We start from the raw sequence: 24,607 nt of genomic DNA on the forward strand, positions 1-24,607 counted from the left end.
TAAACTAGACTTAATACTACTTTTCAAATAAAAAGCAGGCTATTTAGCCTGCTTTATTTGTAAGTTTTATTTTCGACCCCAACCTAAAGGATGGGATCGATTAATAACACATTCAATTAAGAAACAATTGAATTCAGTGTTTCACTAGGACACATAGCTTTAGTAATTAAGCTTTCGTTTGGATAATAATATCCACCGATATCAGCAGGCTTAGCCTGAGTAGCATCAATTTCCGCAACAATACTCTCTTCATTGTCACTTAATGCTTTTGCAATAGGCGCAAAATATTCGGCTAATTCAGCATCTTCTGTTTGGCTAGCTAACCCTTGAGCCCAATACATAGCCAGATAGAAATGGCTACCACGGTTGTCAAGTTGACCCGCTTTACGTAATGGTGACTTGCCATTATTTAATAGCGTTTCAGTGGCTTTATCTAACTCCGCTGCCAACAACTTAGCTTTGCTATTGTCATTTTTAATCGCTAGATCTTCAAGAGATACCGCGATTGCAAGGAATTCACCTAAGGAATCCCAACGCAAATGCCCTTCTTCAACAAACTGTTGAACGTGTTTTGGAGCAGAGCCGCCCGCACCGGTTTCAAACAATCCGCCACCGGCCATTAGCGGCACGATAGATAACATTTTTGCACTGGTTCCTAATTCCAAAATTGGGAATAAGTCAGTTAGGTAATCACGTAATACGTTTCCTGTTACAGAAATCGTATCCAATCCACGAATAGCACGCTCCATGGTGTAACGAATAGCACGAACTGGAGCCATTATTTCAATGTGTAACCCTTCTGTATCATGCTCTTTTAAGTATTCAGTTACTTTGTTAATTAGTTGAACATCGTGAGCACGTTCATCATCTAACCAAAAAATTGCTGGCATACCTGAAAGTCTTGCACGAGTAACCGCAAGTTTCACCCAATCGCGAATTGGCGCATCTTTCGCCTGACACATACGCCAGATATCACCTTCTTCAACATCGTGCTCAATAAGCACATTGCCATCTTGGTCGATAATTTGAACTTTACCGTCGCCAGTCATTTCAAATGTTTTATCGTGTGAACCGTATTCTTCAGCTTTTTGAGCCATCAAACCGACATTTGGTACTGTGCCCATAGTCGTGGGATCAAATGCACCGTGGGTTTTACAGAAGTTAATGACTTCCTGATAAATTGTTGCATAAGTACTTTCTGGGATAACCGCTTTAGTATCTTGAGGTTTTCCATCTGGTCCCCACATCTGACCGGAACTACGGATCATGGCAGGCATAGACGCATCAACAATAACGTCGCTTGGCACGTGCAGATTCGAAATACCTTTGTCTGAATTAACCATCGCTAGTGGCGGACGGTCTTGGTAACAACGATTGATATCTGCTTCTACTTCTGCTCTTTGTGAAGCAGGTAATGTGGCGATTTTATCGTAAACACTGCCTAAACCATTATTAGGATTAACCCCTAGCTCATCAAACAAGTCTTGATACTTGTCGAATAACTCTTTGTAGAAAACCTTAACACAGTGTCCGAATACAATCGGGTGAGACACTTTCATCATGGTTGCTTTAACATGTAAAGAAAACAAAATGCCCGTTTCTTTTGCATCTTGAATTTGCTCTTCAAAAAATGCACACAAGGCTTTTTTGCTCATGCACATACCGTCAATCACTTCACCAGCAAGCAAATCAACACGAGGTTTGAGAGTGGTTTTATTTCCCGCAGTGTCAGTGAATTCAATACTAACATGACCGGCTTTTTCAACGGTTACAGATTTCTCACCTGAGTAAAAATCTCCGCCTTGCATGTGGCCTACGTGGGTACGAGAAGCCTGACTCCATGGCCCCATTGAATGAGGATGTTTTTTTGCATAATTTTTAACTGCAGTAGGTGCTCTGCGGTCAGAGTTACCTTCACGAAGTACTGGGTTTACTGAGCTACCTAATACTTTACCGTATTGGTTTCTAATTTCTTTTTCTTCGTCTGTTTGCGGATTTTCAGGAAACTCAGGTAATGCAAAACCATTATCTTGAAGTTCTTTAATCGCAGCTTTTAATTGAGGAATTGAAGCACTGATGTTGGGTAGTTTAATAATATTTGTTTCTGGAACCTGGGTAAGATCGCCTAAAATTGATAATGCATCGGGAACTTTCTGCTCATCAGTTAGGTAGTCAGGGAAAACAGCCAAAATTCTGCTAGCTAACGATATATCACTCACTTCAACTTCGATACCAGCTGCATCCGCGAATTTACGGACTATGGGTAAAAGTGAATAGGTAGCCAACGCAGGGGCTTCATCAGTTTTTGTGTAAATAATCTTAGACTTTGATGTAGTCATTATATACCTCAGTGGTGGCGGCGGAACCGCCTGGTTAATCCAAATTACTCAGACGAAAGCGATGATAAATAAAATATCTATCAATAAACTTAAAAATTTGAGCACAGATTCTAATCAATATAGCTATTATAACCAGTACTTTATTACATTAATTATGCATAAAATATACTGTGGTTTCGCACCGAACCGCAAAAAATAGTTCATCACGAAAGATTATAGATGCTAACAATCAATGATATATGGGCTAAACTCGGTTTACCAGATCCAAGCACACTAAAACCATAAAAAAGTGAATAGTTATTCAAAATGAATCGTAAAAAGCACGTAAAAAAGAAATCGATAGGTCAAAACAGGACGGTACTTTTATTTAATAAACCTTTCGATGTACTGACTCAATTTACCGATGACCAAAATCGTAAGACCCTCAAAGACTATATAAACGTACCTGATGTATACGCTGCCGGGCGCTTAGATCGAGATAGTGAAGGTTTATTAGTGTTAACCAATGACGGTAAACTGCAACATCAAATTGCCAACCCAAAACAAAAAACGTCGAAAACCTACTGGGCACAGGTGGATGGTGACATTAGTCAAGAGGCAATCAATAAACTATGCGCTGGGGTTAAGTTAAAAGATGGGCCGACTATGCCTGCAAAAGTTAAAAAAATACCACCTCCAGAGGTTTGGGAGCGGCACCCGCCAGTCAGATTTCGAGCCAATATTCCAACAAGTTGGATATCCTTAACCATTCAGGAAGGACGGAATCGCCAAGTGCGGCGAATGACAGCGGCAGTGGGCTTCCCCACTTTGCGACTCATTCGTTATCAAATTGGCCAGTGGACCATTGACGGCTTAGAAAACGGAAAATATCGAATTTTGTAGCAAGGCTTAAGAAACCCTTTTAAAAATTTTTGAACAATGAAATTTTGGTTATAAATTAGTTCTTTTTTGTAATCCCGTGTATTTAACTAAAGGCTTTATTTTGCTAGACTTGCCGCCCAATTTAGCAGCCAAGAATTCGCCAGCCAATATGTCAAATACAAACACGACAGCAAATTTACAAAACGCTAACAAAAAAGTCATCGTTGGAATGTCTGGCGGTGTAGATTCTTCTGTTGCAGCTTACCTTCTTCAACAACAAGGTTATCAAGTTGAAGGCCTGTTTATGAAAAACTGGGAAGAAGATGACAGTGACGAATATTGTTTAGCGGCTGAAGATCTGGCTGATGCGCAAGCGGTAGCCGACAAACTTGGCATAGAGTTACATACAATCAATTTCGCTGCGGAATACTGGGATAATGTTTTTGAATATTTTCTTGAAGAATATCGGGCGGGTCGCACGCCTAACCCCGATATTATGTGTAATAAGGAAATCAAATTTAAGGCGTTTTTAGAATTTGCTGCAGAAGATTTAGGTGCAGATTATATTGCTACCGGACATTACGTGCGTCGTGAAATGAGAGAGGGTCATTGGAAGATGTTACGTGGTCTAGATAGCAATAAAGACCAAAGCTACTTCCTATACACTTTGGGAGAAGAACATATTGCCAAAACCTTATTTCCCGTTGGCGATATCGAAAAACCTGAAGTGCGCAAAATTGCTGAACAACAAGACTTTATCACCCACGATAAAAAAGACAGCACAGGTATTTGTTTTATTGGCGAGCGCAAGTTTAAAGACTTTTTAGGTCAGTATTTACCAGCTCAACCCGGTATTATTGAAACCGCTGAAGGGGTTGAAATTGGCCAACATGACGGACTCATGTTTCATACTTTAGGCCAACGTAAAGGATTACACATTGGCGGTAAAAAAGAATTTGGTGACGAGCCTTGGTATGTGGTCGACAAAGATGTTAAGCGTAACGTTCTCATTGTGGGTCAAGGTGCCGACCACCCTGCCCTGTATTCAGTGGGCTTGGTCGCCAATCAGTTGCATTGGGTAGATCGTTTAGGTCCCCAACAAGAAATCCGTTGCGCGGTTAAAACACGTTATCGTCAGGAAGATATTCCCTGTATCATAACGCCACTACCTGATGGTCAAATTAAAGTGCTTTTTGACCAACCACAAAAAGCCGTTACGCCCGGGCAGTCGGCAGTATTTTATCAGCAAGATGAATGTCTAGGTGGCGGAATTATAGAGAGTTATTTGCGTTGAACATAGACCACGATAAAGAAAAAACCTTGGCCTTAGCTGGCGTATGTCAAGCGGCAAGCCTAGTGCAGTCTGTCGCCCGTAAAGGGGAAGCTGACAATAATGGGTTCAAAGCAAGCATAAATAGTCTAGTTTTAACGGATGCTCAAAGCACGGTTGAAGTGTATGGCAGTATTGAAAACTTAGAAATTGGATTAGGTACGTTAATTGCCCAATTAGGTAATACGCCGATGCAAAAAGATGCAGAAATTACCCGCTATATTGCTAGCCTGTTAGGTCTGGAACGTAAACTTAAAAAATCTTCAAAAAAATTGGGCGAACTTTCGAAACGTATTGAACAAATACAACGTCAAACCGCCCATTTAGATTTATTTGACGAACAAATGATCAGCAATTTAGCCAGTATTTATTCTGATGTAATTAGTCCTTTGGGCTCAAAGATCCAAATTGCCGGCACACCTGAGCAATTGAAGAAAAACACCAATCAACACAAAGTCAGAGCCCTTTTATTGAGTGGTTTACGATCCGCTGTATTGTGGCGGCAGTTGGGCGGTAAAAGACGACAAATTTTATTTAATCGAAAAAGTATTGTAAGCAACGCTATTGCATTGCAACAGTCTATTCATCAATCCCTATAGGAGTACTTCATGGAATTGTCTGCACTCACAGCAGTTTCCCCCGTTGATGGCCGTTATGGCGCTAAAAGTTCAGCCTTAAGACACTTTTTTAGTGAATACGGTTTATTAAAATACCGCGTTCAAGTTGAAGTTCGTTGGTTGCAAAAACTTGCAGACACAGCTGAAATAACTGAAGTACCTCCATTTTCTCCAGAGTCAACAGAATTGCTCAATAGCATTGTTGATAATTTCAGTGAAGATGATGCCCTGCGTATCAAAACAATTGAAAGAACCACCAATCATGATGTCAAAGCCGTTGAGTACTTTTTAAAAGAAAAAGTCGAACACAACAGTGAACTTAATAGCGTAAACGAATTCATTCACTTTGCTTGTACCTCTGAAGACATCAATAATTTGTCCCATGGTTTAATGTTAAGTGAAGCCAGAGAGCAAGTTATTTTACCTTACTGTGATAAATTAATTTCTGAAACAAAACGTTTGGCCATTGAATACAAAACCATCCCAATGATGGCAAGAACCCATGGACAACCAGCCTCTCCAACCACTATGGGTAAAGAGATGGCGAATGTCATGCATCGTCTGCAGCGTCAACGCCAACAAATTCAAGATGTGACTATTCTAGGTAAAATTAATGGTGCTGTGGGTAACTACAATGCACACATTAGCGCTTACCCTAACATTGATTGGAATGGCTTTTCTCAATCCTTTGTGGAAAGCTTAGGGCTTGATTGGAATCAATATACCACCCAGATAGAACCCCACGATTATATCGCTGAATTGTTTGATGCTATGGCGCGTTTTAACACCATTCTTATTGATTTTGATCGCGATGTTTGGGGCTATATCGCACTGGGTCACTTCAAGCAAAAAACCATTGCCGGAGAAATTGGTTCCTCAACCATGCCTCACAAAGTAAATCCCATTGACTTCGAAAACTCCGAAGGAAATCTAGGTTTAGCCAATGCGATGTTTAATCATTTAGCCACTAAGTTGCCGATTTCAAGATGGCAACGAGACTTAACTGACTCTACAGTATTGAGGAATTTAGGTGTAGGCATGGGCTATTCTGTTATTGCGTATGAATCTACTTTAAAAGGGATCAGCAAGTTACAAGTTAATGAGCAAAGTTTACTCAACGAACTCAACAATAATTGGGAGTTGTTAGCAGAGCCTATTCAAACAGTCATGCGACGCTATGGAATTGAAAAGCCATACGAGAAGTTAAAAGAGCTTACTCGCGGCAAGAAGGTCGATCAGGCTGCCATTGCAGAATTTATTGATAACCTCGACTTACCCAGCAATGTGAAAAGTGAACTAAAACAAATTTCGCCAGCGAACTACATAGGTGATGCAATCGCCCTAGTGGAAAAAATCACGGCCTAGTCGGTTTTAAATCGCAACACCACTGTGCATTAACGTCGTTATCGCTCCAAACAGATTAGATTTCTGCTTGGGGCGATAATCTCCGTTTAATTTCCGCCGTAAAAGTTAACTCTGCGTCCTTATCATATCCCCGAGATGATAGATTCATAAATCCATGTTCGTAATCGGTTTTGGTGCACTGCACATTATCATGTAGGGCCAGTTCCTGAATTACCTGATCAATATTGAAGTTTGGCTCTTTGTGAGGGAAATACAGTTGACTGGGAACAGAAGGTTTCAGCTTGGTAAAAAAGCGTATTTGGCCGGGATAAAAACCATAAAATCTATCGATACTTTGCGAATACTCTTTTTCACTTAGCAGCTTATACAAGGTGGCTGCTCCAGCACTAAATCCAATTACAGTTTTGTTAGACAGACTGGCTGCGAAAGCAGTTGAAATACGCATGGCATATTTTTCAATACCGCCAGCTTGCTGAAAAGCTGAATAGGCTAAGGCTTCATCCGTAAAATTAACAGAAGAAATATAAGGACTGACAATCGTTAATTGCCAGTCCGCCGGTAAAACCTGATTACACCAGTTTTTAAACGATTCGGTTTGTCCAAAAATATCAGAACAAACCACTAATTGATGGGCCATGGTAATACTTATTTAGATACAGACATTACGCCATCATACCACCATCAACCACAACTGTAGTACCGGTTGTATAACTTGATGCATCAGATACTAAGTACAAAACGGTACCCGCCATTTCGTCAGGATCGGCCACTCGTCCTAAAGGTATAATTTTCAGAGCTTGTTTTAGGATCTTATCGTTGGTAGTGAGAGCTGACGCAAATTTAGTGTCTGTTAATCCGGGCAAGAGCGCATTCACACGAATATTCAAACTGCCACATTCTTTAGCAAATGCTTTGGTCATACTGACGACAGCCGCTTTTGAAATAGAGTAGATACCTTGCATATCCCCTGGTGACAGCGCATTCACAGAAGCTGTATTTAGGATCACGCCACCGCCCTGCTCTTTCATCATTTTACCGGCGGCCACTGACATGAAAAAATACCCGCGAATATTCACATCCACCGTTTTATCGTAGGCAGCAAGATCAGTATCGAGAATATGACCGAAAAATGGATTCGCCGCAGCGTTGTTAACTAAAATATCTAACTGTCCAAACTGCTCTTTGATTTGCGCAAACGTCTCATCTATCTGTGCGATTTCGCCTACATGACATGCCATAGCATGCGCTTTACCGCCATTATCGCGAATGCTTTGGGCAACTGCCTCACAACCATCAATTTTGCGGCTAGAAACAATCACTTCTGCACCATAAGCAGCTAATAATCTGGCGATCGACTCACCAATGCCTCGACTAGCCCCTGTTACCAATGCGACTTTTCCAGTTAAATCGAATAAATTTTTGTTCATTTTTTGTTCCTGTAATGTTTCTATATCAGTATTCTCAAGAACGAATACCAGCTGTGTACCTAACTAGCCCCAAATTAAAACGAGATAACTAAGCGGTTAAGCCACCATCTAACACCATTGAGTGGCCAGTCATGAAACTTGATTCATCACTGCATAGCCATGCAATGGCATAGGCGATTTCTTCAACTTCACCTAATCGTTTCATGGGATTCGCACTCACCAGCGTGTTTTGTTGTTTCTGATTGAAATTGGCTAACACATTTTCAACCATCGGGGTTTTAATAAAACTTGGACAAACTGCATTAATACGAATATTTGCTCGTGCGTATTCAATGGCAACAGACTTCGTTAACCCAATTACGCCATGCTTAGATGCACCATAGGCTGAAATAGTTGGCGCGCCGGAAATCCCGGCCACCGAAGCCAAATTGATGATATGGCCACCACCCACTTCTAACATGTGTTGAATTGCTTGTTTCATGCAATACCAAACACCGGTTAAATTAATTGCGATATTACGATGAAACTCTTCGTCTGGCACATCCAACATACGCGCTGGCATGTGATCGACACCCGCGTTATTGAGAGCCACATGAATTTGTCCGTACTTAGCGATTGCGGCTTTATAAAAAGCGTTAACCGAATCTTTTTGTGTTACATCTAATTCAAAAAATGCAACCTCATAGCCTTTCCCTTGAAGGGATTCGCATAGGGCAGCACCTGCAGCCACATTGCGATCGCCAAAAAACACCTTGGCTCCACGGGACGCTAATAATTCGGTGGTTTTTGCACCAATGCCTGATGCTCCGCCAGTAACTACAACATGTTTATTTTCTACGTCAGCCGCTTTCATGATGAATGATCCACTTTGAGTATTAATTTACCGAAGTTTTCACCTCTAAACAGCATAAGCAAAGTTTCGGGGAACGTCTCTAAACCTTCAACCACATGCTCTTTGGCAATTAACTTACCCTTTGCAATCCAACCAGACATTTCTGCAGCTGCTTTAGGATAATTTTCAATATTATCAAAGACGACTATACCTTCCATCCTTGCTCGATTTACCAACAAGGTTAAGTAATTTGAAGGACCTTTAACGGCAGTCGTATTGTTGTATTGACTAATGGCACCGCAAATCACAATTCTGGCTTTCATATTTATCTGGGTGAGAACATCATCGAGGATTTCACCACCTACATTATCAAAAAACACATCAACACCGTCAGGGCACTGCTCTTTTAGGCCCTTTTTAACATCTGAATTTTTGTAATCAACAACACCATCAAATCCGAGTTCATCCACAAGATAACGACACTTGTCTTCGCCACCTGCAATTCCCACCACGCGACAGCCTTTAATTTTAGCGATTTGGCCAACAACTGTACCCACCGCACCTGCAGCGCCGGATACCACGACAGTTTCTCCCGCTTTAGGCTGTCCAGTATCCAAAATACCAAAATAGGCAGTCATCCCAGGCATTCCCAGCACGCCTAGATAACGCTCTAATGGAGCTAAATTAGGATCTACTTTATAAACTCCCTGGGTTGAAATAACTGCATAGTCACTTACGCCGAAACCACCATAAACAAAATCACCAGTACTAAAGTTGGGATCTGTGGATTCGAGCACCTCACCTACACCACCGGCACGCATCACTTCGCCAATCTCAACGGGGGGAATGTAAGACTTACCTTCATTCATCCACCCTCGCATTGCAGGATCGAGGGAAATATAAAGTACTTTGACTTTAACTTGGTTTTCCCTAAGTTCAGGTAATTCAGTCTCGACCAAATCCCAGTTATCAGCGGTTGGGGTTCCAACTGGTCTGGAAGCTAAAAGAAATTGTCTGCTTTTCATAATAATTTATTCCTTATAATCTGTGCTTAAAACCATTCTGGTTGCATGTCACTGCAACTATTGTCGAATGCTTCCAAAAGTGTTAAATCTCTATCTATTAAAGGGAGTTCCCAATTAACGTAATATTTTGCGGCTTGAATTTTGCCAAGGTAATATGGCTTGTCTTCTTCATTACATTTCAGCAATGCTTTTTCCGCAACGTTTGCTTGACGGATCCAAATCCAACTCATCACAATGCTCGAAAACACGTTCATAAAACACTGGGCGTTGGCCAGTAAATTAGGCAGTTTGTCACTTCGTAATGCATCCCCAAGCACTGGAATTAGTGGCTGCATTTTTGCCATGTAGCCCAAAGTAGACTTCACTAAGGGAGCACATTTCTCCCCCGTTGCGTTATTAAAATCCGCTAAAATCCGGGTTTGTAATGTATTTAAACCCGCTCCTTTTGCTTGCCATAACTTTCGGGTGAGTAAATCTAGAGCTTGAATGCCATTAGTGCCTTCATGTATGGGGTTGAGACGATTATCCCGCCAGCACTGTTCCACTGGGTATTCTCTGGTATAGCCGGCCCCGCCTAGGATTTGAATAGCTAAGTCATTGGCTTTCACACCAAACTCTGATGGCCAGGCTTTCACCACTGGAGTCAGTAAATCTAATAACTCCTCTGTGACCTTTCTTTCTTCAAAGGATTCGAGTGTTTTGGCATCATCCACTAATCGAGCGGCATACAAGCACAAGGACATCGCGCCTTCCACATAAGATTTTTGCGCTAACAACATACGCTTCACATCACCGTGATTGATAATTTCAGTTGCTGGATCTGTGGGGGCATTTTTAGGCGGAATACGGCCTTGAGTGCGGTCTTTAGCATAAGCTAAAGAATATTGATAACCGCTATATCCAATCATGGCGGCTCCGAAACCCACCCCGATCCGCGCTTCGTTCATCATCAAAAACATGTACTTAAGTCCTTGATGGGCTTCTCCCACTAAATACCCGTGACAATCACCATTCTCACCAAAACTCAATGCCGTTGAAGTGGCCCCGCGATATCCCATTTTGTGGATCAATCCGGCCAAAGCAACGTCATTTTTTGTGCTTGGTTCACCAGACTCGTCTAAACGATATTTAGGCACAACAAATAGTGAAATGCCTTTGACTCCCGCTGGTGCTCCCTGGATCTTTGCCAATACTAAATGAACAATATTGTTGGATAATTGGTGTTCACCGGCAGAGATATACAATTTACTCCCCTTGATACGATAACTACCATCTTGGGCTTCAACTGCACTGGTACGAATATCTGCCAATGAAGACCCTGCATGGGGCTCGGTTAACGCCATAGTGCCGGTAAATTCACCGCTTAGCATTCTGGGCATGAATTGCTGTTTAAGACTTTGAGATGCAAAATTACCGATTACATTGGCCGCCGCTACAGTTAAAAAAGTATAGGCTGAACTAGAAGGGTTCGCGGCCATAAAATAGCCAGAGGTTGCCATCATTATGGTTTCAGGAAGCTGCATACCGCCTTCTTCGAAATCATAACGACCGGCCATAAACCCTGCTTCGTTATAGGCATCAAATGCTTCTTTTACTTGTGGGATCATATGCACCGTTTTGCCGTCAAACTTGGGTTCATCGGCATCTGCAATGGCATTATGGTTTGCAAATTTCTCACTCGCGATTTTGTTTGCCGTGGATAAAATGGCATCAAAGGTTTCAACATTGTGTTCAGCAAAACGTTCACGTTGTAAAAGTGATTCAGTATTGAGTACCTCATATAATTGAAAAGGTAACTCTTTAGGGTGGATTAATTCGTCATTCATTAGCTGCATCCTCGGTTAGATCATACCGCTAGCATCACATATTTATGCCTGCAGGCTAACTGTCATTATTGACTCTTTTATGGCTAATATCGCCACACATTCATAACCGTGATAAGCTTGTAAAAACCCAACTTATATAGAGTCCTTTTAACGTGCATAAAGTCACCATTTTAGGTTTTGAACATGCCTACGCCAGCGCTGTAACAGGTGCGTTAGATATATTTGCGTTGGCCGGTGTAACTTGGCAGCGTATGCAAGGTCAATCGCCGGAACGACTGTTTAATGTTCAATTGGCCTCAGTGGGCAAACGCGATATTGTGTGTATTAACCAGCTCACGTTAAAGAGTCAAATTGCCATTGAAGATGTGACGCACACTGACATTTTAATTATTCCGACTATTGGTGGAAAACTTGAAGAGGTGCTCTCAGCGAATCGTAATCTTTTACCGTTTTTACGCTACTTTAATAGTAACGGAACTGATATTGCGAGCAATTGTAGTGGTGCATTTTTTCTAGCAGAAGCCGGTATTTTAAATAACAAAAAAGCAACCACACACTGGGGTTATGCAGAGACGTTTGCCAAACGTTATCCGTCGATTAATTTGCTAGCCAATAAACTCATTACCCAAGATGGCAATATCTATTGTTCTGGTGGTGGTATGGCGTGGCTAGATCTTGCCCTTTTGTTGATTGAGCGATATTGCGGCCATGATGTTGCCACCAATACAGCCAAAGCTCAGGTATTAGACATATCCCGCGGCAATCAAGCCGCCTATGCACAATTAAGAAGTAAAAAATATCATCAAGACGCGGAGATATTAAAAGCCCAGGAATGGTTAGAAACTCACTACCATCAAGCCATATCACTCGATCAATTGGCTAAACAGGTCAGCTTAACAAATCGCACTTTTTTGCGTCGCTTTAAAAGTGCTACTGAACAAACGCCATTTTCCTATTTACAATCTATTCGCGTCGAAGCTGCTAAAAAGTTGTTGGAAACGGAAAACGATTCTTTAGAAGCCATAGTGACAAAAGTGGGCTATGAAGATACGCGATCTTTCACTCGGTTATTTAATTCTTTAACAGGGTTATCTCCAAGCCAATATCGTAAAAAGTTCTTTCGTATACAAAGCTAACTAAGCGTTAAAAAAACGTCATCAAAACCTAGAAGACAAATAGAAAAATAGCAAAGGCAATCATTGCGCCCTAAAAACAAACCATAAACGTCACTTTTACGGAATTATTTAGATGCTGACGATTTAGATTGGATTCTATCGGTATATAAAATTACACTAATGGGCATATTGATTATGCTAAGCCCAAATCAACCATTTTCTAACAATAAATCCGCTTTTTCCTTGATAGAAAAAGCACAAGGATAAACACACACTTAAATTTACTAATAACTGGTCATATTATGAAAAAACTTAACAAAACAGCTATTGCTTTGTGTATCCAATCGGCTTTAATCAGCCAATTAAGCTTTGCCCAAGAGCAGAATACAGAGGCGACTGAACGTAGTCTGGAAAAAATCACAGTAACTGCGCAAAAACGTACACAAAGTATTCAGGATGTACCTATTTCTATAGCCACATTAAGCGGCGAACGTTTCGAAAGTATCTTTTCAGGTGGTGAGGATATCATTGCTTTGGCGGTAAGAGTGCCAGGCCTTTATGCCGAAACATCCAATGGTCGAGTCGCACCTCGCTTTTATATTCGAGGACTGGGCAATTCAGATTTTGATTTAGCAGCTTCTCAGCCAGTTTCTATCGTGATGGATGACGTCGTAAAAGAGAATGTTATTCTGAAAAGTTTTCCATTATTTGATGTCTCTCAGGTAGAAGTGATACGTGGCCCTCAAGGGACGTTATTTGGACGCAATACCACTGCGGGTATTGTAAAATTTGATTCCGTAAAACCCAGTGAAGACTTCGATGCTTACATGAAACTAGGTGTGGGTAATTTAGGTACTTTGAACTTTGAAGGTGCAGTGGGAGGTGGGTTAACCGATAACCTAGCTGGACGTTTTTCCGTTTTATCGCAAAACCGTGACGATTGGATAGATAATGCCTACACAGGAGAAAACGACGCCATGGGTGGTTTCGATGAAAAAGCATGGCGCGGCCAATTACTGTTTTCTCCAAGTGATGACTTTTCTGCACTACTCAATGTTCATGGCAGAGAACTCGACGGCACAGCTTCCATTTTCCGAGCGAATATCTTTACAAAAGGTAGCAACGATCTAAATGAAAATTTTGACCGAGATGTACTTTATTATGATGGCGATATTGACGGTAATGGAGCTGACAACAATCCACAAGAATATAGCAACTATGGTGCGTCTCTGAAATTAGAGTTTGGCCTAGAAGACATGTCTTTAACCAGTATTACCGCCTATGAACAAGCCGATGGATATAGTTTAGGCGATATTGATGGTGGTGTTGTTTTAAATGAACCAGCTGATATTAACGGCGATGGAACGGAAGAAACCACCTACCCTGGAAATATTGCCTTTTCTGCAGTCACCCAAGATAAATTAGATGATTTAGAGCAATTCACGCAGGAAATTCGCCTGGCCAGTGAAACCGATGATGCCTTGAGCTGGCAACTGGGTGCATTTTATTATGATGCATCGTTTAATGTGACCAGTATTGATGGATTTTACGGCGCGACAACGGTCTTTCATGAAAACACCACTTGGGCTATTTTTGGCCAAACTTCTTATCAAGTTAACGATAAATTAGAGGTGACTGGTGGCTTGCGTTATACCTATGATGAAAAATCGTTAATGGTTGGCGAACAAAATGTTGATGGCTTTGCCCTGGTGATTGGTGCAGCCTCAATACAAGACTACGAAGATATCAATGTAGATGACGACCAATTAAGTTGGGAAATCAGCGCCAATTATAAACTGGATAGCGATACTTCTTTATTTGCTCGATTAGCAAATGGTTTTAGAGCACAAACCATTCAGGGACGAGATATTGCATTTGAATCGGATCCGTCAGTGGCCGAAGCAGAGACTATCAACTCCGCAGAGATAGGAATCAAAAAAGACCTACTAGATGATACTTTACGTATTAATGCCGCTGCTTTTTACTATGAAATTGATGACATGCAACTCAGTGCAATTGGCGGTGGAGCGAACACCACAGCGTTGATCAATGCTGACAAAGGTGTTGGCTACGGGTTTGAAATCGATGTGGAATATTTGGTCACCGATTATCTGACGTTAACTGCAGGATACAGTTATAACCACACTGAAATTCAAGACGAAAATTTAACTATTTTACCTTGTGGCGCCAGCGCAGATTTTGCTTTCACGGGTAATTGTACTGTCTTCGATCCTCGCCCAGATGGATACGCAGCTAGCATTGATGGCAACGCATTTCCACAAGCACCGGAAACCATTTTCAACTTCACTGCGAGATACGCGACCCCGGTTGGCGATGATGGTGAAATATTTGTTTTCACCGATTGGGCTTTCCAAGGTGAAACCAGCTTATTTTTATATGACTCCGTGGAATTTACCACTGACAGTAATTATGAAGGCGGACTACGCATTGGCTATGAAAACTATCAAAACAACTACAGCATTGCACTCTTTGGTAGAAATATAACCGATGAAGAAAACGTAAAAGGTGCAATTGATTTTAATAACCTGACAGGAATAGTGAATCAACCTCGCATCTTTGGTATTGAAGCAAAAATTAGCTTCTATTAAGGAAAAATATTCTATAAAACTAAAAGCGATCCTTAGGGATCGTTTTTTTCTGCCAATGTAAGTGGTTTACTACATGTATACAGCTTATTTGTGTTATCCAACTTGTATTATTCCAAACAACAATTAAGTAAGTTACTAATTATTCAAATCTCAAAATAAAAACACAAAGCACTAATGTTGAACGTAGTGGATTAATTTTATATCAACAAATGGCTACTATTTGATCTAGATTAAAACAAAGTGGCACAATTTCTGAGTTAATAGAGAGTATAAGCAAATTGATCGTTCAATATGCCTTGTTTTACACTAAATAAGTGCATAAAATTTAGACACCATCTAAATTTTGCACCGATAAAGGGCATGTTTTGTATGATTTACAGTCAATGAACGTGATTTTTTGTAATTCCATTTCACAAAATTAGATTAAAACTGTAATATTGCCGAATTAATAGACTATTAATGTAATTTAATTACCATGCGGAGGGGCATATGAGCTTCAAGAAACAATACCTTAAGTCAAAACCAGTGTGTAAAGTCACTTTCAAGTTGTCGAAAGAAGAAGCTAAGAATGCTGAAACAGTGCGTTTAGTAGGAGATTTCAATGATTGGGATATCGAGACATCTCCTATGAAGAAATTGAAGAACGGTTCTTTTTCTTCAACCATAAACCTACCTGCGGATGCAGAGTATCAATTTCGATATTTGTTAAATGATGAAGAGTGGGAAAACGATTGGAACGCGGATGCTTATGTGACATCGCCAATTTCGTTTGACGAAAACTCAGTCGTATCAGTGTAATTTTTGTAAGCTATTTTAAAAGAGAAAACCAAACCAAATTATCATGAATTATAAAAAAGGCAGTCTTGCTTCATCATAGCAGACTGCCTTTTTGATTTTTCTATATAGTTTAAAGTGCAGCTTCTAACTCAGGCAATACATCAAACAAATCGCCCACTAAGCCATAATCGGCTACTTGGAAAATTGGCGCTTCTTCATCCTTATTAATAGCAACAATCACTTTTGAATCTTTCATACCCGCTAAATGCTGAATAGCACCAGAGATCCCTACCGCAATGTATAATTGAGGAGCGACAATCTTACCCGTCTGCCCTACTTGCATATCATTTGGCACAAAGCCAGCATCAACAGCAGCACGTGAAGCACCAATAGCAGCGCCTAACTTATCAGCGATACCTTCAAGTAATTTGAAGTTTTCACCATTTTGCATACCGCGACCACCTGAAATAATCACCTCAGCAGCGGTTAATTCAGGACGCTCAGATTCGGTAAGCTCTGCGCTGACAAATGCTGATTTATCGGCAACTTTAAGGGTATCAATTGTTTCAACTGCAGCAGAACCACTTTCTTCTGCTCCATCAAATGCTGACGCACGCACAGTAAGTACCTTTTTGCTATCACTACTTTGTACAGTAGCAATCGCATTACCCGCATAAATTGGACGCACAAAGGTATCTTCGCTCTCTACTGCGATAACATCGGAAATTTGTGCAACATCTAAAAGGGCTGCTACACGGGGCATAAAGTTCTTACCCGTAGTCGTTGCCGCTGCAATTACATGGGAATAATCTGCAGCTAACTCAGTGACTAAGTCAGCAATATTCTCAGCCATTTGGTGAGCATATTCTGCGTTATCGGCCAGCAATACTTTGCTTACGCCGGAAATTTTAGTTGCTTGTTCAGCGACTGCTGCACAATCTTGCCCAGCAACCAAAACAACTACGTCAGCTGCCATTTTACTGGCTGCATTGACTAGTTTGTGAGTTTCAGTTTTTAATTGTTCATTGTCGTGTTCTGCATATACTAAAACAGCCATTAGATCACCTTCGCTTCAGTTTTTAATTTGTTGACCAGCTCTGCTACATCTGCCACTTTTATGCCACCTGAACGCTGTGCTGGTGGAGTAACTTTCAATGTTTTCACATTCGATGTAAGAGATACTCCGAAACCATCAGCTGGTTTAACATCAATGGGTTTACGTTTTGCTTTCATGATATTAGGCAGAGTTGCATAACGGGGTTCATTAAGTCGTAAATCTGTAGTGACTACGGCTGGAAGATTCAATTCAACAGTTTGCAAACCACCGTCGATTTCCCGTGTCACTTTCACTTTTTCACCTTCAACATCAACAACAGATGCAAAAGTACCTTGAGGCATACCTGAAATGGCAGCTAACATTTGACCGGTTTGGTTGTTGTCGGAGTCAATTGACTGTTTACCTAAAATAACCAACCCTGGTTGTTCTTCTTCAACCACTTTTGCTAATAGTTTTGCCACTTGAAGGGAATCTAAATTTTCACTGGTATCGATTTGGATACCACGATCAGCTCCCAAAGCTAGGGCTGTTCTAATTTGCTCTTGGCAGGCTTTGTCACCAATTGAAACCACTACAATTTCATCAGCAATACCTTTTTCTTTTAATCGAACCGCCTCTTCTACAGCAATTTCACAAAATGGATTAATTGACATTTTTGTATTGGTCAAATCGACCGCGCTGTTATCGGCTTTAACGCGAACTTTTACGTTGTAATCAATGGCACGTTTAACCGGCACTAAAATTTTCATGTTTACCTCTATACGATATAAAGTGTCGAAAAGTTGTAACGCAAAATCTGCGTATTTGTAAGGTTGTCTAAATTTACTGGCTGTTTACCTAAACGTCAACGACTGTATTACAAACTTACAAATCAATGTTTCAGTATTTTAGCCATAAATATAGCCAATAATTTCCATTTGAGCTTCAGTTTTATTATGTTAATGTTAATAAAAAGTACTATTTTTCAACCTTATTATTGCTTCACATTTACATTTTAATTAAGCCCTAACTATTTGATATAGTTAACATTAATATCAAGCAAAAGGACGTTATCAGGTGCTATGTAGTAGATAATGGAAACTATATGCGTGATGAATAGTAGCAAACAATTTTGGTAAGTATGAGTGATAGTTGCTTAACTATTTATTTCTTTAATTAATAGATATCTATAAGGGAGAAACCCGTGGAACGTGAATCGATGGAGTTCGATGTGGTGGTAGTAGGCGCAGGTCCAGCTGGTCTATCAACCGCATGTAAAATTATGCAATTAGCTCAGCAAAACGAACAAGAGCTTATGGTATGTGTTGTCGAAAAAGGTTCTGAGGTAGGTGCTCATATTCTTTCAGGCGCAGTGTTTGAAACTCAAGCAATGGATGAACTCTTTCCGGACTGGAATGAGCGTGGTGCTCCTATCACGACTAAAGTGACCGAAGACCACATTTATTATCTAAAAAGTGAAAATTCTGCTACGCAATTACCTAACTTTATGACACCTAAGACTATGCATAATCATGGGAATTATATCGTCAGTATGGGTAACGTCTGTCGTTGGTTGGCGGAACAGGCTGAGCAATTGGGAGTGGAAGTTTTCCCCGGTTTCGCCGCTTCAGAAATAATTTATAATCAGGACGGCAGCGTCGGCGGAATTATTACTGGCGACATGGGCATAAGCGAGACAGGCGAACACAAAGACAGCTATATGCCTGGCATGGAACTAAGAGCTAAATACACAGTGTTTGCTGAAGGTTGTCGAGGTCACTTAGGCAAACAACTTATATCTAAATTTGAACTCGATAAAGATGCTGCACCTCAACATTACGGTATTGGTTTTAAAGAAATTTGGGATATCGATCCTAGCAAACACCAAGAAGGTTTAGTGGTTCACACTGCGGGTTGGCCTCTAAGCAGTGAAACAGGCGGCAGCTATCTTTACCATGCTGAAAACAATCAAGTTTTAGTGGGTATCATTATCGACCTAAATTATAAAAACCCGCACTTGAGTCCCTTTGATGAATTCCAAAGAGTAAAACAACACCCTGTATTGAAACAATACTTAGAAGGCGGCAAGCGTGTATCTTATGGCGCGAGAGCGATTGCTAAAGGTGGATATAACTCCCTGCCCAAGATGACCTTCCCGGGTGGAATTCTGGTGGGTTGCGACGCGGGTACTCTTAATTTCGCAAAAATTAAGGGAAATCATACTGCCATGAAATCCGGTATCTTAGCAGCTGAAACCATAGTGGAAGCTATTAGCCAAGATAAAGTCGGTCAAGACCTAACGTCCTACACTGAGAAATTTGAGAACTCGTGGTTGTATAAAGAACTGTATAGTTCACAGAATTTCGGCGCAGCCTTGCACAAGTTTGGCACCTTTTTAGGGGGCGCTTATAATACCTTTGAACAAAATATCTTGGGCGGAAAAGTTCTGTTTAAGTTAAAAGATACAAGTACTGATCACGGCGCTATTGGTTTAGCGAGTGAATTTACTAAAATAGATTATCCTAAACCTGATGGTGTTATTAGCTTTGACAAACTCTCTTCGGTCTTTTTATCCAATACCAACCATGAAGAAGATCAGCCTTGTCATTTGCGATTAAAAGATCCCGCTACGCCTATTGTCATTAATTTGCCCAAATACGATGAACCTGCGCAAAGGTATTGCCCTGCCGGTGTGTATGAGATTATTGACAGCCCAGAAGGCGATAAACAGCTACAAATTAATGCTCAGAACTGTGTACATTGTAAAACCTGCGACATTAAAGACCCTACACAAAATATCGTGTGGGTGACGCCTGAAGGCGCAGGGGGACCTAATTACCCGAATATGTAACTAAATGATTAAGCACATAGGCAGAAAATTGCTAATTTCTGGCTATGTGCAATTAATTCAATTAAATTGCTTGTATATCCGTTCACTTATCCCTATCTAACTACTTATGCAATCAATTAATTATCATCTAAGCAGCAACGAAGCTGAAAAACCTTATTTAGTACTTTTACATGGCCTTTTTGGCAGCCTAGATAATTTGTCTATGGTAAGAAAAGCTCTTGAAAGCAAATACAATGTACTGAGTATCGACTTACCTGATCACGGTAAATCCGCCTTCACTGACGGATTCTCGTTCACCGGGTATGCCAACAAAATAGTGCAATTAATAGCGTCTTTGAACATCCAAAAAGTATCCATTTTAGGGCATTCTTTGGGTGGTAAAATAGCCATGAAAATAGCCCTTGATAATCCCCAACTAATCGAAAAGCTAGTTGTAGCTGATATTGCTCCGGTAAGCTATACACCTCGTCATCAGAACGTTTTTAGTGCATTAAACGCGGTGAACTTAGAAAGCATAACTTCACGAAGTGATGCTGATGCTGTGATGTCTGAATATTTAAAAGAGCCAGGTGTCAGTCAATTCTTACTAAAAAGTTTAAAGCAAGTTGATGGCAAGTGGCGCTGGGATTTTAACTTACCGCTGTTGCAACGTGATTACTCGGCTATTTCTGAAGGAATTGCTAGTGATAATGTTTGCTTGGCCCCCGTACTCTTTATTAAAGGTGGTCAGTCAGATTACATATTGCCAGAACACAAATCAGCAATTAGTGCTTTGTTTCCAAACAGCAGTGCAAAAGTGATTGGCTCGGCTGGTCACTGGTTACATGCTCAAAAACCCGTCATTTTTAATCGTTTGGTTAACGATTTTTTGCAAAATGATACTTGTGGGTAATTCGCTTGTGTCACTTTGTATGGTATATTCTGCGCGTTTTTTTATTCAGAAGGTTTTGCGATGCTAAATGAATATTATGAGCAAATAGAAGCTATCGTGTTAAACCTGACCTTGGTTGCGCTTTTTGCCTTAATGGGATTTGCGATACACGATGTGTTAAAAAAGAACAATGTGCCCTTCCTTGGTCGAGCCGTTGTTTATCTTGTTTTATTTTTAGGTGCAGCCGGTTTTATTGCTAAAGGTTTGATCCAGATCTTTTGGGAAAACAGTGGTATTTAATATAATTAGGCATCGAATTAGTTAAGTAAAGGAAAGTTGGAATGGCAAGTGTAGGTTTATTTTTTGGAAGTGATACAGGCAACACAGAGCACGTTGCAAAAATGATCCAAAAAGAACTGGGTAAGAACCTTATTGATGTTCACGATATTGCTAAAAGCAGTAAAGAAGACATTGCTGAGTTTGATTTACTTTTATTCGGGATCCCAACTTGGTATTACGGTGAAGCTCAATGTGATTGGGATGATTTTTTCCCGGAGTTGGAAGAAATTGATTTCAATGACAAACTAGTGGCTATTTTTGGTTGTGGCGATCAAGAAGATTACGCCGAATATTTCCTAGATGCGATGGGCATGATTCGTGATATCGTCGAAGCTAGAGGCGCTATTCTGGTCGGCCAATGGCCTTGTGAAGGTTATGATTTTGAAGCATCTAAAGGCATGGCAGATGATGAGCATTTTGTTGGGCTAGGTATTGATGAAGATCGTCAACCCGAGTTAACGGAACAAAGAGTGAAAGATTGGTGTAAGCAAATTCACGAAGAACTTTGTTTGTCTGAATTAGCCTAATCTTTCGAATTTAGCATGCCCTCTTCTGTGTACACAAGCGTTGGTCGGTTTTAACAACCCTAGCGCTTATTTTTTGGCGTAAAAATAAGTAATTAAACAATATTAGCTTTGTATAAATACTACAATTTAAACTGACTAACCGCTTTTTTCATTTCCACCATTAAATCCGTTAGTGTTTGATTTGCCGCTGCAGAAGAATGAGTAGATTCTGCACTTTTCTCAGCCAAAACAACAATCTCGGCTAGGTTATCTGCTATTTTCTCAAATAACCCATCTTGTTCTACACTATCGCTGACAATATCTTGATTCATTTTCCGTAAACTATCTATGGTTTCGTATATTTCAGCGACTTGTTGCGCCACATCAAAAATTTGCGCTTCGCTTTGCTTGGCGTAATTTGCACCTGTATTGATAGCCTTGACTGCTTGTTCTGCATCGGTCTGAAAACTGGCTATCATAGATTCAATTTCTTCCGTGGAGTTTTGAGTACGATTTGCTAACGTGCGCACTTCATCAGCAACCACAGCAAAGCCTCTCCCCTGTTCACCCGCTCGCGCTGCCTCTATCGCAGCATTTAAGGCTAACAAGTTAGTTTGCTCGGCAATAGTTTTAATCACATCTAAAATACTGCCGATTTTCTTACTATTTTCATCTAATCTATTAATTATTTTTGAGGAGTGAGCAGCTTGCTGAGTTTGTTCAGATATTTGAGTTTGCGTGGAGGATACTAACTTTCTGACATTGGCACTTTGTAAGCTTACCTGTTGCAACTGCTGCATTCCATTTTGAATATGTTCGGTATTCATTTTACTGGCTTGTCGAATTGAATGGGTATCCAATGCTGTTAAGCCCAACTGTTCCTTTTGTTGCTCAACTTGATGCAACGTTTGTTTACTTAAATTGGCTGTCGTCACCGTAGCATTTTCCAATGACTTTTCTTGAATAAGGATCTTTTCAATCACTGCATGCAAGTTTTCAGTGACCTTATTAACGTTCTTTGCCAATACCGCAAACTCATCTTGGTTTGTAGAATAAGCTTTGTGGGTTAAATCTCCACTGCTAATTACAGCCAAACTGCGATTAATTCTGGCCAACGGCAGGGCGATACTACGTGTGGCAATGCTGCCAAATACGATCGCTGCCAATAGGGCAAAAATCAATAAGATTAACCCCTTCCAGATATTTGAGTTAACCGTTTCTATAATGGCCTGTTGCCCTAGCAACGTGTCTTGATTGACCTCTGAAAAAACCGTTGAAAAATGCTGCCTTGCACCATCTAAATGCTCATTCGCAATAGCGTAAAAAGCGTTTGCCTGAAGTATTAAGTCTAGTCTGTTACCTTGTTTTGAAAACAAACCGGGCTCTTGCTGTAGTGTATTTTGTAACTGCAAAAATTGTTCATTGAGCGACTGCACGTATCCTTCAGTATCAATGCTTTGTGCTAATCTATTAATATAGTCGATGTCGACTTGTACGTTGCTCAGAGTAAACTCAATGTCACCCTTGATGGTTTCACTTAATTGATTATCATTAGTAGCAATATACTCTTTGATGGAAGTAAACAATGGCATAATTTTGTTATCTGCATTAATGGCTGTACCTATTAACACTTCAAGATTAGGATCCTCGTTTTCCAAAAATGTCATATCGCCTAACAGGGCGCTGGTTTCGTCCGCCATGGCAACAATATTGGTGGCTGTCTGCTTGATCTCAATATTCAATAATAATTGGTTGCGTTTTGCCTGGAACATACTTTTAGATTGCTCAACGTATGCTAAAGCGCTCTGTAAACCCTGTTGAAAAGAAACATTTTTAGCACCTATTAGTTGATCAAGGTTTTCAAGATTAAGCAAAAACTCCGATGATAATAGCTCAAAGTTCTGTTGATTAGCGTCTAATTCATCCAATGATTGTTCGAAATAACCTTTAGTCGAGATTGTGGCAAGTGACAAAATACCGGTTTGAATTTGTAACATGTTTCCCTGCACTGGCATTTTGTGTTGAACCACACTTTTAGCTGATTGACGTATGTCATCTAAACTAAGATAAGAAACTAAATTTGTGACTAACATTACACACCCGAACAATATAAAACCGGTAATAATTTTGCCTATGACATTAAGTCCCATAATTAACTTTAGCCCTAATTAATCTATTATTTTATTAACCAACCTCGATGAGTTTTCATTAACATTGACGTCAGCTTGGCCCAGCCCACCTAATTTAGCTAATTTGCGCAGTCACCTTGGTAGTTAGATTTCATTCTTTGGATCATCCTTAAAGAGTAGCATGTTACAAAAATGTTGCTTTGGTCGGAATATTTAACGACTTTAATGATTAGTTTGTTCGCTATCCCTTTCATATTTCCTATACTTCCCTATAATGAAGCCACCAGTTATCGTTTAGAAAAACAGATGGATCAAAATAAAGAATTAAAAAAAGCAGGGCTTAAAATAACCCTACCAAGATTAAAAATTCTCGAGGTTTTGCAAGCGCCTGCAAACCAACATATAAGTGCGGAAGACGTATACAAGCTATTAATAGAACAAGGTGAAGAAATAGGCTTAGCCACGGTTTATCGCGTTCTCAATCAATTTGATGATGCCGGAATATTAAACAGACATCATTTTGAAGGTGGTAAATCCGTATTTGAAATCAGTCATAAGCAACATCACGATCATTTAGTATGTTTAAAATGTGGCAAAGTGATCGAATTTGAAGATCCGATTATTGAAAAACGTCAAGAAGAAGTAGCAGCTCAAAATAAAATGAAATTAACCCATCACAGTTTGTATCTGTATGGTGAGTGCACTGACGGAACTTGTGACGAAGATTAGTCACGATGAAGAGAAGATTGAAT

General features: G+C 40.3%; 21 protein-coding genes. 12 read left to right on the forward strand and 9 right to left on the reverse strand.

Annotated elements, in window-relative coordinates; all coding sequences use genetic code 11:
- Positions 1-116: 116 nt before the first annotated feature.
- A complete protein-coding gene (locus ACYVIL_RS20010; protein WP_460314460.1) occupies positions 117-2,339 on the reverse strand; it encodes an NADP-dependent isocitrate dehydrogenase in 2,223 nt (740 codons plus the stop codon).
- A 306-nt stretch (positions 2,340-2,645) separates the two neighbouring features.
- Between ACYVIL_RS20010 and ACYVIL_RS20015 the strand changes: the two genes are divergently transcribed.
- The 4 genes from ACYVIL_RS20015 (at position 2,646) to purB (ending at position 6,512) form a co-directional block, all read left to right on the forward strand.
- The gene (locus tag ACYVIL_RS20015; RefSeq protein WP_460314462.1) at positions 2,646-3,221 is read left to right on the forward strand and encodes a pseudouridine synthase; all 576 of its coding nucleotides are present in this window, start codon (positions 2,646-2,648) and stop codon (positions 3,219-3,221) included.
- 148 nt (positions 3,222-3,369) lie between these two features.
- Positions 3,370-4,494, forward strand: a complete 1,125-nt coding sequence (gene mnmA / locus ACYVIL_RS20020; protein ID WP_303473979.1) for a tRNA 2-thiouridine(34) synthase MnmA — start codon at positions 3,370-3,372, stop codon at positions 4,492-4,494.
- Positions 4,491-5,129 (forward strand): high frequency lysogenization protein HflD, encoded by a 639-nt coding sequence (hflD, locus tag ACYVIL_RS20025; protein WP_460314464.1) that lies wholly within the window; start codon positions 4,491-4,493, stop codon positions 5,127-5,129. The genes mnmA and hflD overlap by 4 nt, the downstream gene beginning before the upstream one ends.
- A gap of 9 nt (positions 5,130-5,138) precedes the next feature.
- Positions 5,139-6,512, forward strand: coding sequence for an adenylosuccinate lyase (gene purB, locus ACYVIL_RS20030; RefSeq protein WP_460314466.1), 1,374 nt, complete (start codon positions 5,139-5,141; stop codon positions 6,510-6,512).
- Between the two features lie 55 nt (positions 6,513-6,567).
- Here purB and ACYVIL_RS20035 read toward each other — a convergent pair whose 3' ends face one another.
- The 5 genes from ACYVIL_RS20035 to ACYVIL_RS20055 form a co-directional block, all read right to left on the reverse strand.
- Positions 6,568-7,149 carry a dienelactone hydrolase family protein gene (locus ACYVIL_RS20035; protein ID WP_460314468.1) on the reverse strand — a complete coding sequence of 194 codons (582 nt, stop codon included), beginning with the start codon at positions 7,147-7,149 and terminating at the stop codon, positions 6,568-6,570.
- Positions 7,150-7,174: 25 nt separating this feature from the next.
- Complete coding sequence (locus tag ACYVIL_RS20040) at positions 7,175-7,939, reverse strand: SDR family oxidoreductase (RefSeq protein WP_460314470.1); 765 nt, start codon at positions 7,937-7,939, stop codon at positions 7,175-7,177.
- Between the two features lie 88 nt (positions 7,940-8,027).
- Entirely contained in the window at positions 8,028-8,792 is a 765-nt protein-coding gene (locus ACYVIL_RS20045; RefSeq protein WP_303473973.1) for an SDR family NAD(P)-dependent oxidoreductase, read from the reverse strand.
- Positions 8,789-9,796: an NADP-dependent oxidoreductase gene (locus ACYVIL_RS20050; protein WP_460314473.1), complete on the reverse strand. Its 1,008-nt coding sequence runs from the start codon at positions 9,794-9,796 to the stop codon at positions 8,789-8,791. Before ACYVIL_RS20050 ends, ACYVIL_RS20045 begins: the two co-directional genes overlap by 4 nt.
- Before the next feature lie 26 nt (positions 9,797-9,822).
- Positions 9,823-11,622: an acyl-CoA dehydrogenase gene (locus ACYVIL_RS20055; protein WP_460314475.1), complete on the reverse strand. Its 1,800-nt coding sequence runs from the start codon at positions 11,620-11,622 to the stop codon at positions 9,823-9,825.
- A 152-nt stretch (positions 11,623-11,774) separates the two neighbouring features.
- On the opposite strand from ACYVIL_RS20055, the gene ACYVIL_RS20060 reads away from it, so the two are divergent.
- The 3 genes from ACYVIL_RS20060 to ACYVIL_RS20070 all read left to right on the forward strand — a co-directional run bounded on the left by ACYVIL_RS20060 (position 11,775) and on the right by ACYVIL_RS20070 (position 16,144).
- Positions 11,775-12,758 carry a GlxA family transcriptional regulator gene (locus ACYVIL_RS20060; protein WP_460314477.1) on the forward strand — a complete coding sequence of 328 codons (984 nt, stop codon included), beginning with the start codon at positions 11,775-11,777 and terminating at the stop codon, positions 12,756-12,758.
- Positions 12,759-13,039: 281 nt separating this feature from the next.
- Entirely contained in the window at positions 13,040-15,346 is a 2,307-nt protein-coding gene (locus ACYVIL_RS20065; RefSeq protein ID WP_460314479.1) for a TonB-dependent receptor, read from the forward strand.
- Positions 15,347-15,835: 489 nt separating this feature from the next.
- Positions 15,836-16,144 (forward strand): isoamylase early set domain-containing protein, encoded by a 309-nt coding sequence (locus tag ACYVIL_RS20070; protein WP_303473962.1) that lies wholly within the window; start codon positions 15,836-15,838, stop codon positions 16,142-16,144.
- Between the two features lie 109 nt (positions 16,145-16,253).
- On the opposite strand, the gene ACYVIL_RS20075 is transcribed toward ACYVIL_RS20070, so the two are convergent.
- Both ACYVIL_RS20075 and ACYVIL_RS20080 read right to left on the reverse strand, forming a co-directional pair.
- Complete coding sequence (locus ACYVIL_RS20075) at positions 16,254-17,180, reverse strand: electron transfer flavoprotein subunit alpha/FixB family protein (RefSeq protein WP_303473961.1); 927 nt, start codon at positions 17,178-17,180, stop codon at positions 16,254-16,256.
- On the reverse strand, positions 17,180-17,929 hold the full coding sequence (locus ACYVIL_RS20080) for an electron transfer flavoprotein subunit beta/FixA family protein (protein WP_460314482.1): 750 nt from the start codon (positions 17,927-17,929) through the stop codon (positions 17,180-17,182). Before ACYVIL_RS20080 ends, ACYVIL_RS20075 begins: the two co-directional genes overlap by 1 nt.
- Positions 17,930-18,363: 434 nt before the next feature.
- Between ACYVIL_RS20080 and ACYVIL_RS20085 the strand changes: the two genes are divergently transcribed.
- The 4 genes from ACYVIL_RS20085 to fldA all read left to right on the forward strand — a co-directional run bounded on the left by ACYVIL_RS20085 (position 18,364) and on the right by fldA (position 21,747).
- On the forward strand, positions 18,364-20,010 hold the full coding sequence (locus ACYVIL_RS20085) for an electron transfer flavoprotein-ubiquinone oxidoreductase (RefSeq protein WP_460314484.1): 1,647 nt from the start codon (positions 18,364-18,366) through the stop codon (positions 20,008-20,010).
- A gap of 106 nt (positions 20,011-20,116) precedes the next feature.
- On the forward strand, positions 20,117-20,902 hold the full coding sequence (locus ACYVIL_RS20090; protein ID WP_460314486.1) for an alpha/beta fold hydrolase: 786 nt from the start codon (positions 20,117-20,119) through the stop codon (positions 20,900-20,902).
- Positions 20,903-20,962: 60 nt separating this feature from the next.
- On the forward strand, positions 20,963-21,181 hold the full coding sequence (locus tag ACYVIL_RS20095) for a DUF2788 domain-containing protein (protein WP_216047512.1): 219 nt from the start codon (positions 20,963-20,965) through the stop codon (positions 21,179-21,181).
- 41 nt (positions 21,182-21,222) lie between these two features.
- Positions 21,223-21,747 carry a flavodoxin FldA gene (gene fldA / locus ACYVIL_RS20100; protein WP_303473957.1) on the forward strand — a complete coding sequence of 175 codons (525 nt, stop codon included), beginning with the start codon at positions 21,223-21,225 and terminating at the stop codon, positions 21,745-21,747.
- Positions 21,748-21,866: 119 nt separating this feature from the next.
- On the opposite strand, the gene ACYVIL_RS20105 is transcribed toward fldA, so the two are convergent.
- A complete protein-coding gene (locus ACYVIL_RS20105; protein ID WP_460314489.1) occupies positions 21,867-23,819 on the reverse strand; it encodes a methyl-accepting chemotaxis protein in 1,953 nt (650 codons plus the stop codon).
- Between the two features lie 342 nt (positions 23,820-24,161).
- Between ACYVIL_RS20105 and fur the strand changes: the two genes are divergently transcribed.
- On the forward strand, positions 24,162-24,584 hold the full coding sequence (gene fur, locus ACYVIL_RS20110) for a ferric iron uptake transcriptional regulator (protein WP_303474069.1): 423 nt from the start codon (positions 24,162-24,164) through the stop codon (positions 24,582-24,584).
- The last annotated feature ends 23 nt before the right edge of the window (positions 24,585-24,607 follow it).

The organism is Aliiglaciecola aliphaticivorans (assembly GCF_054782055.1).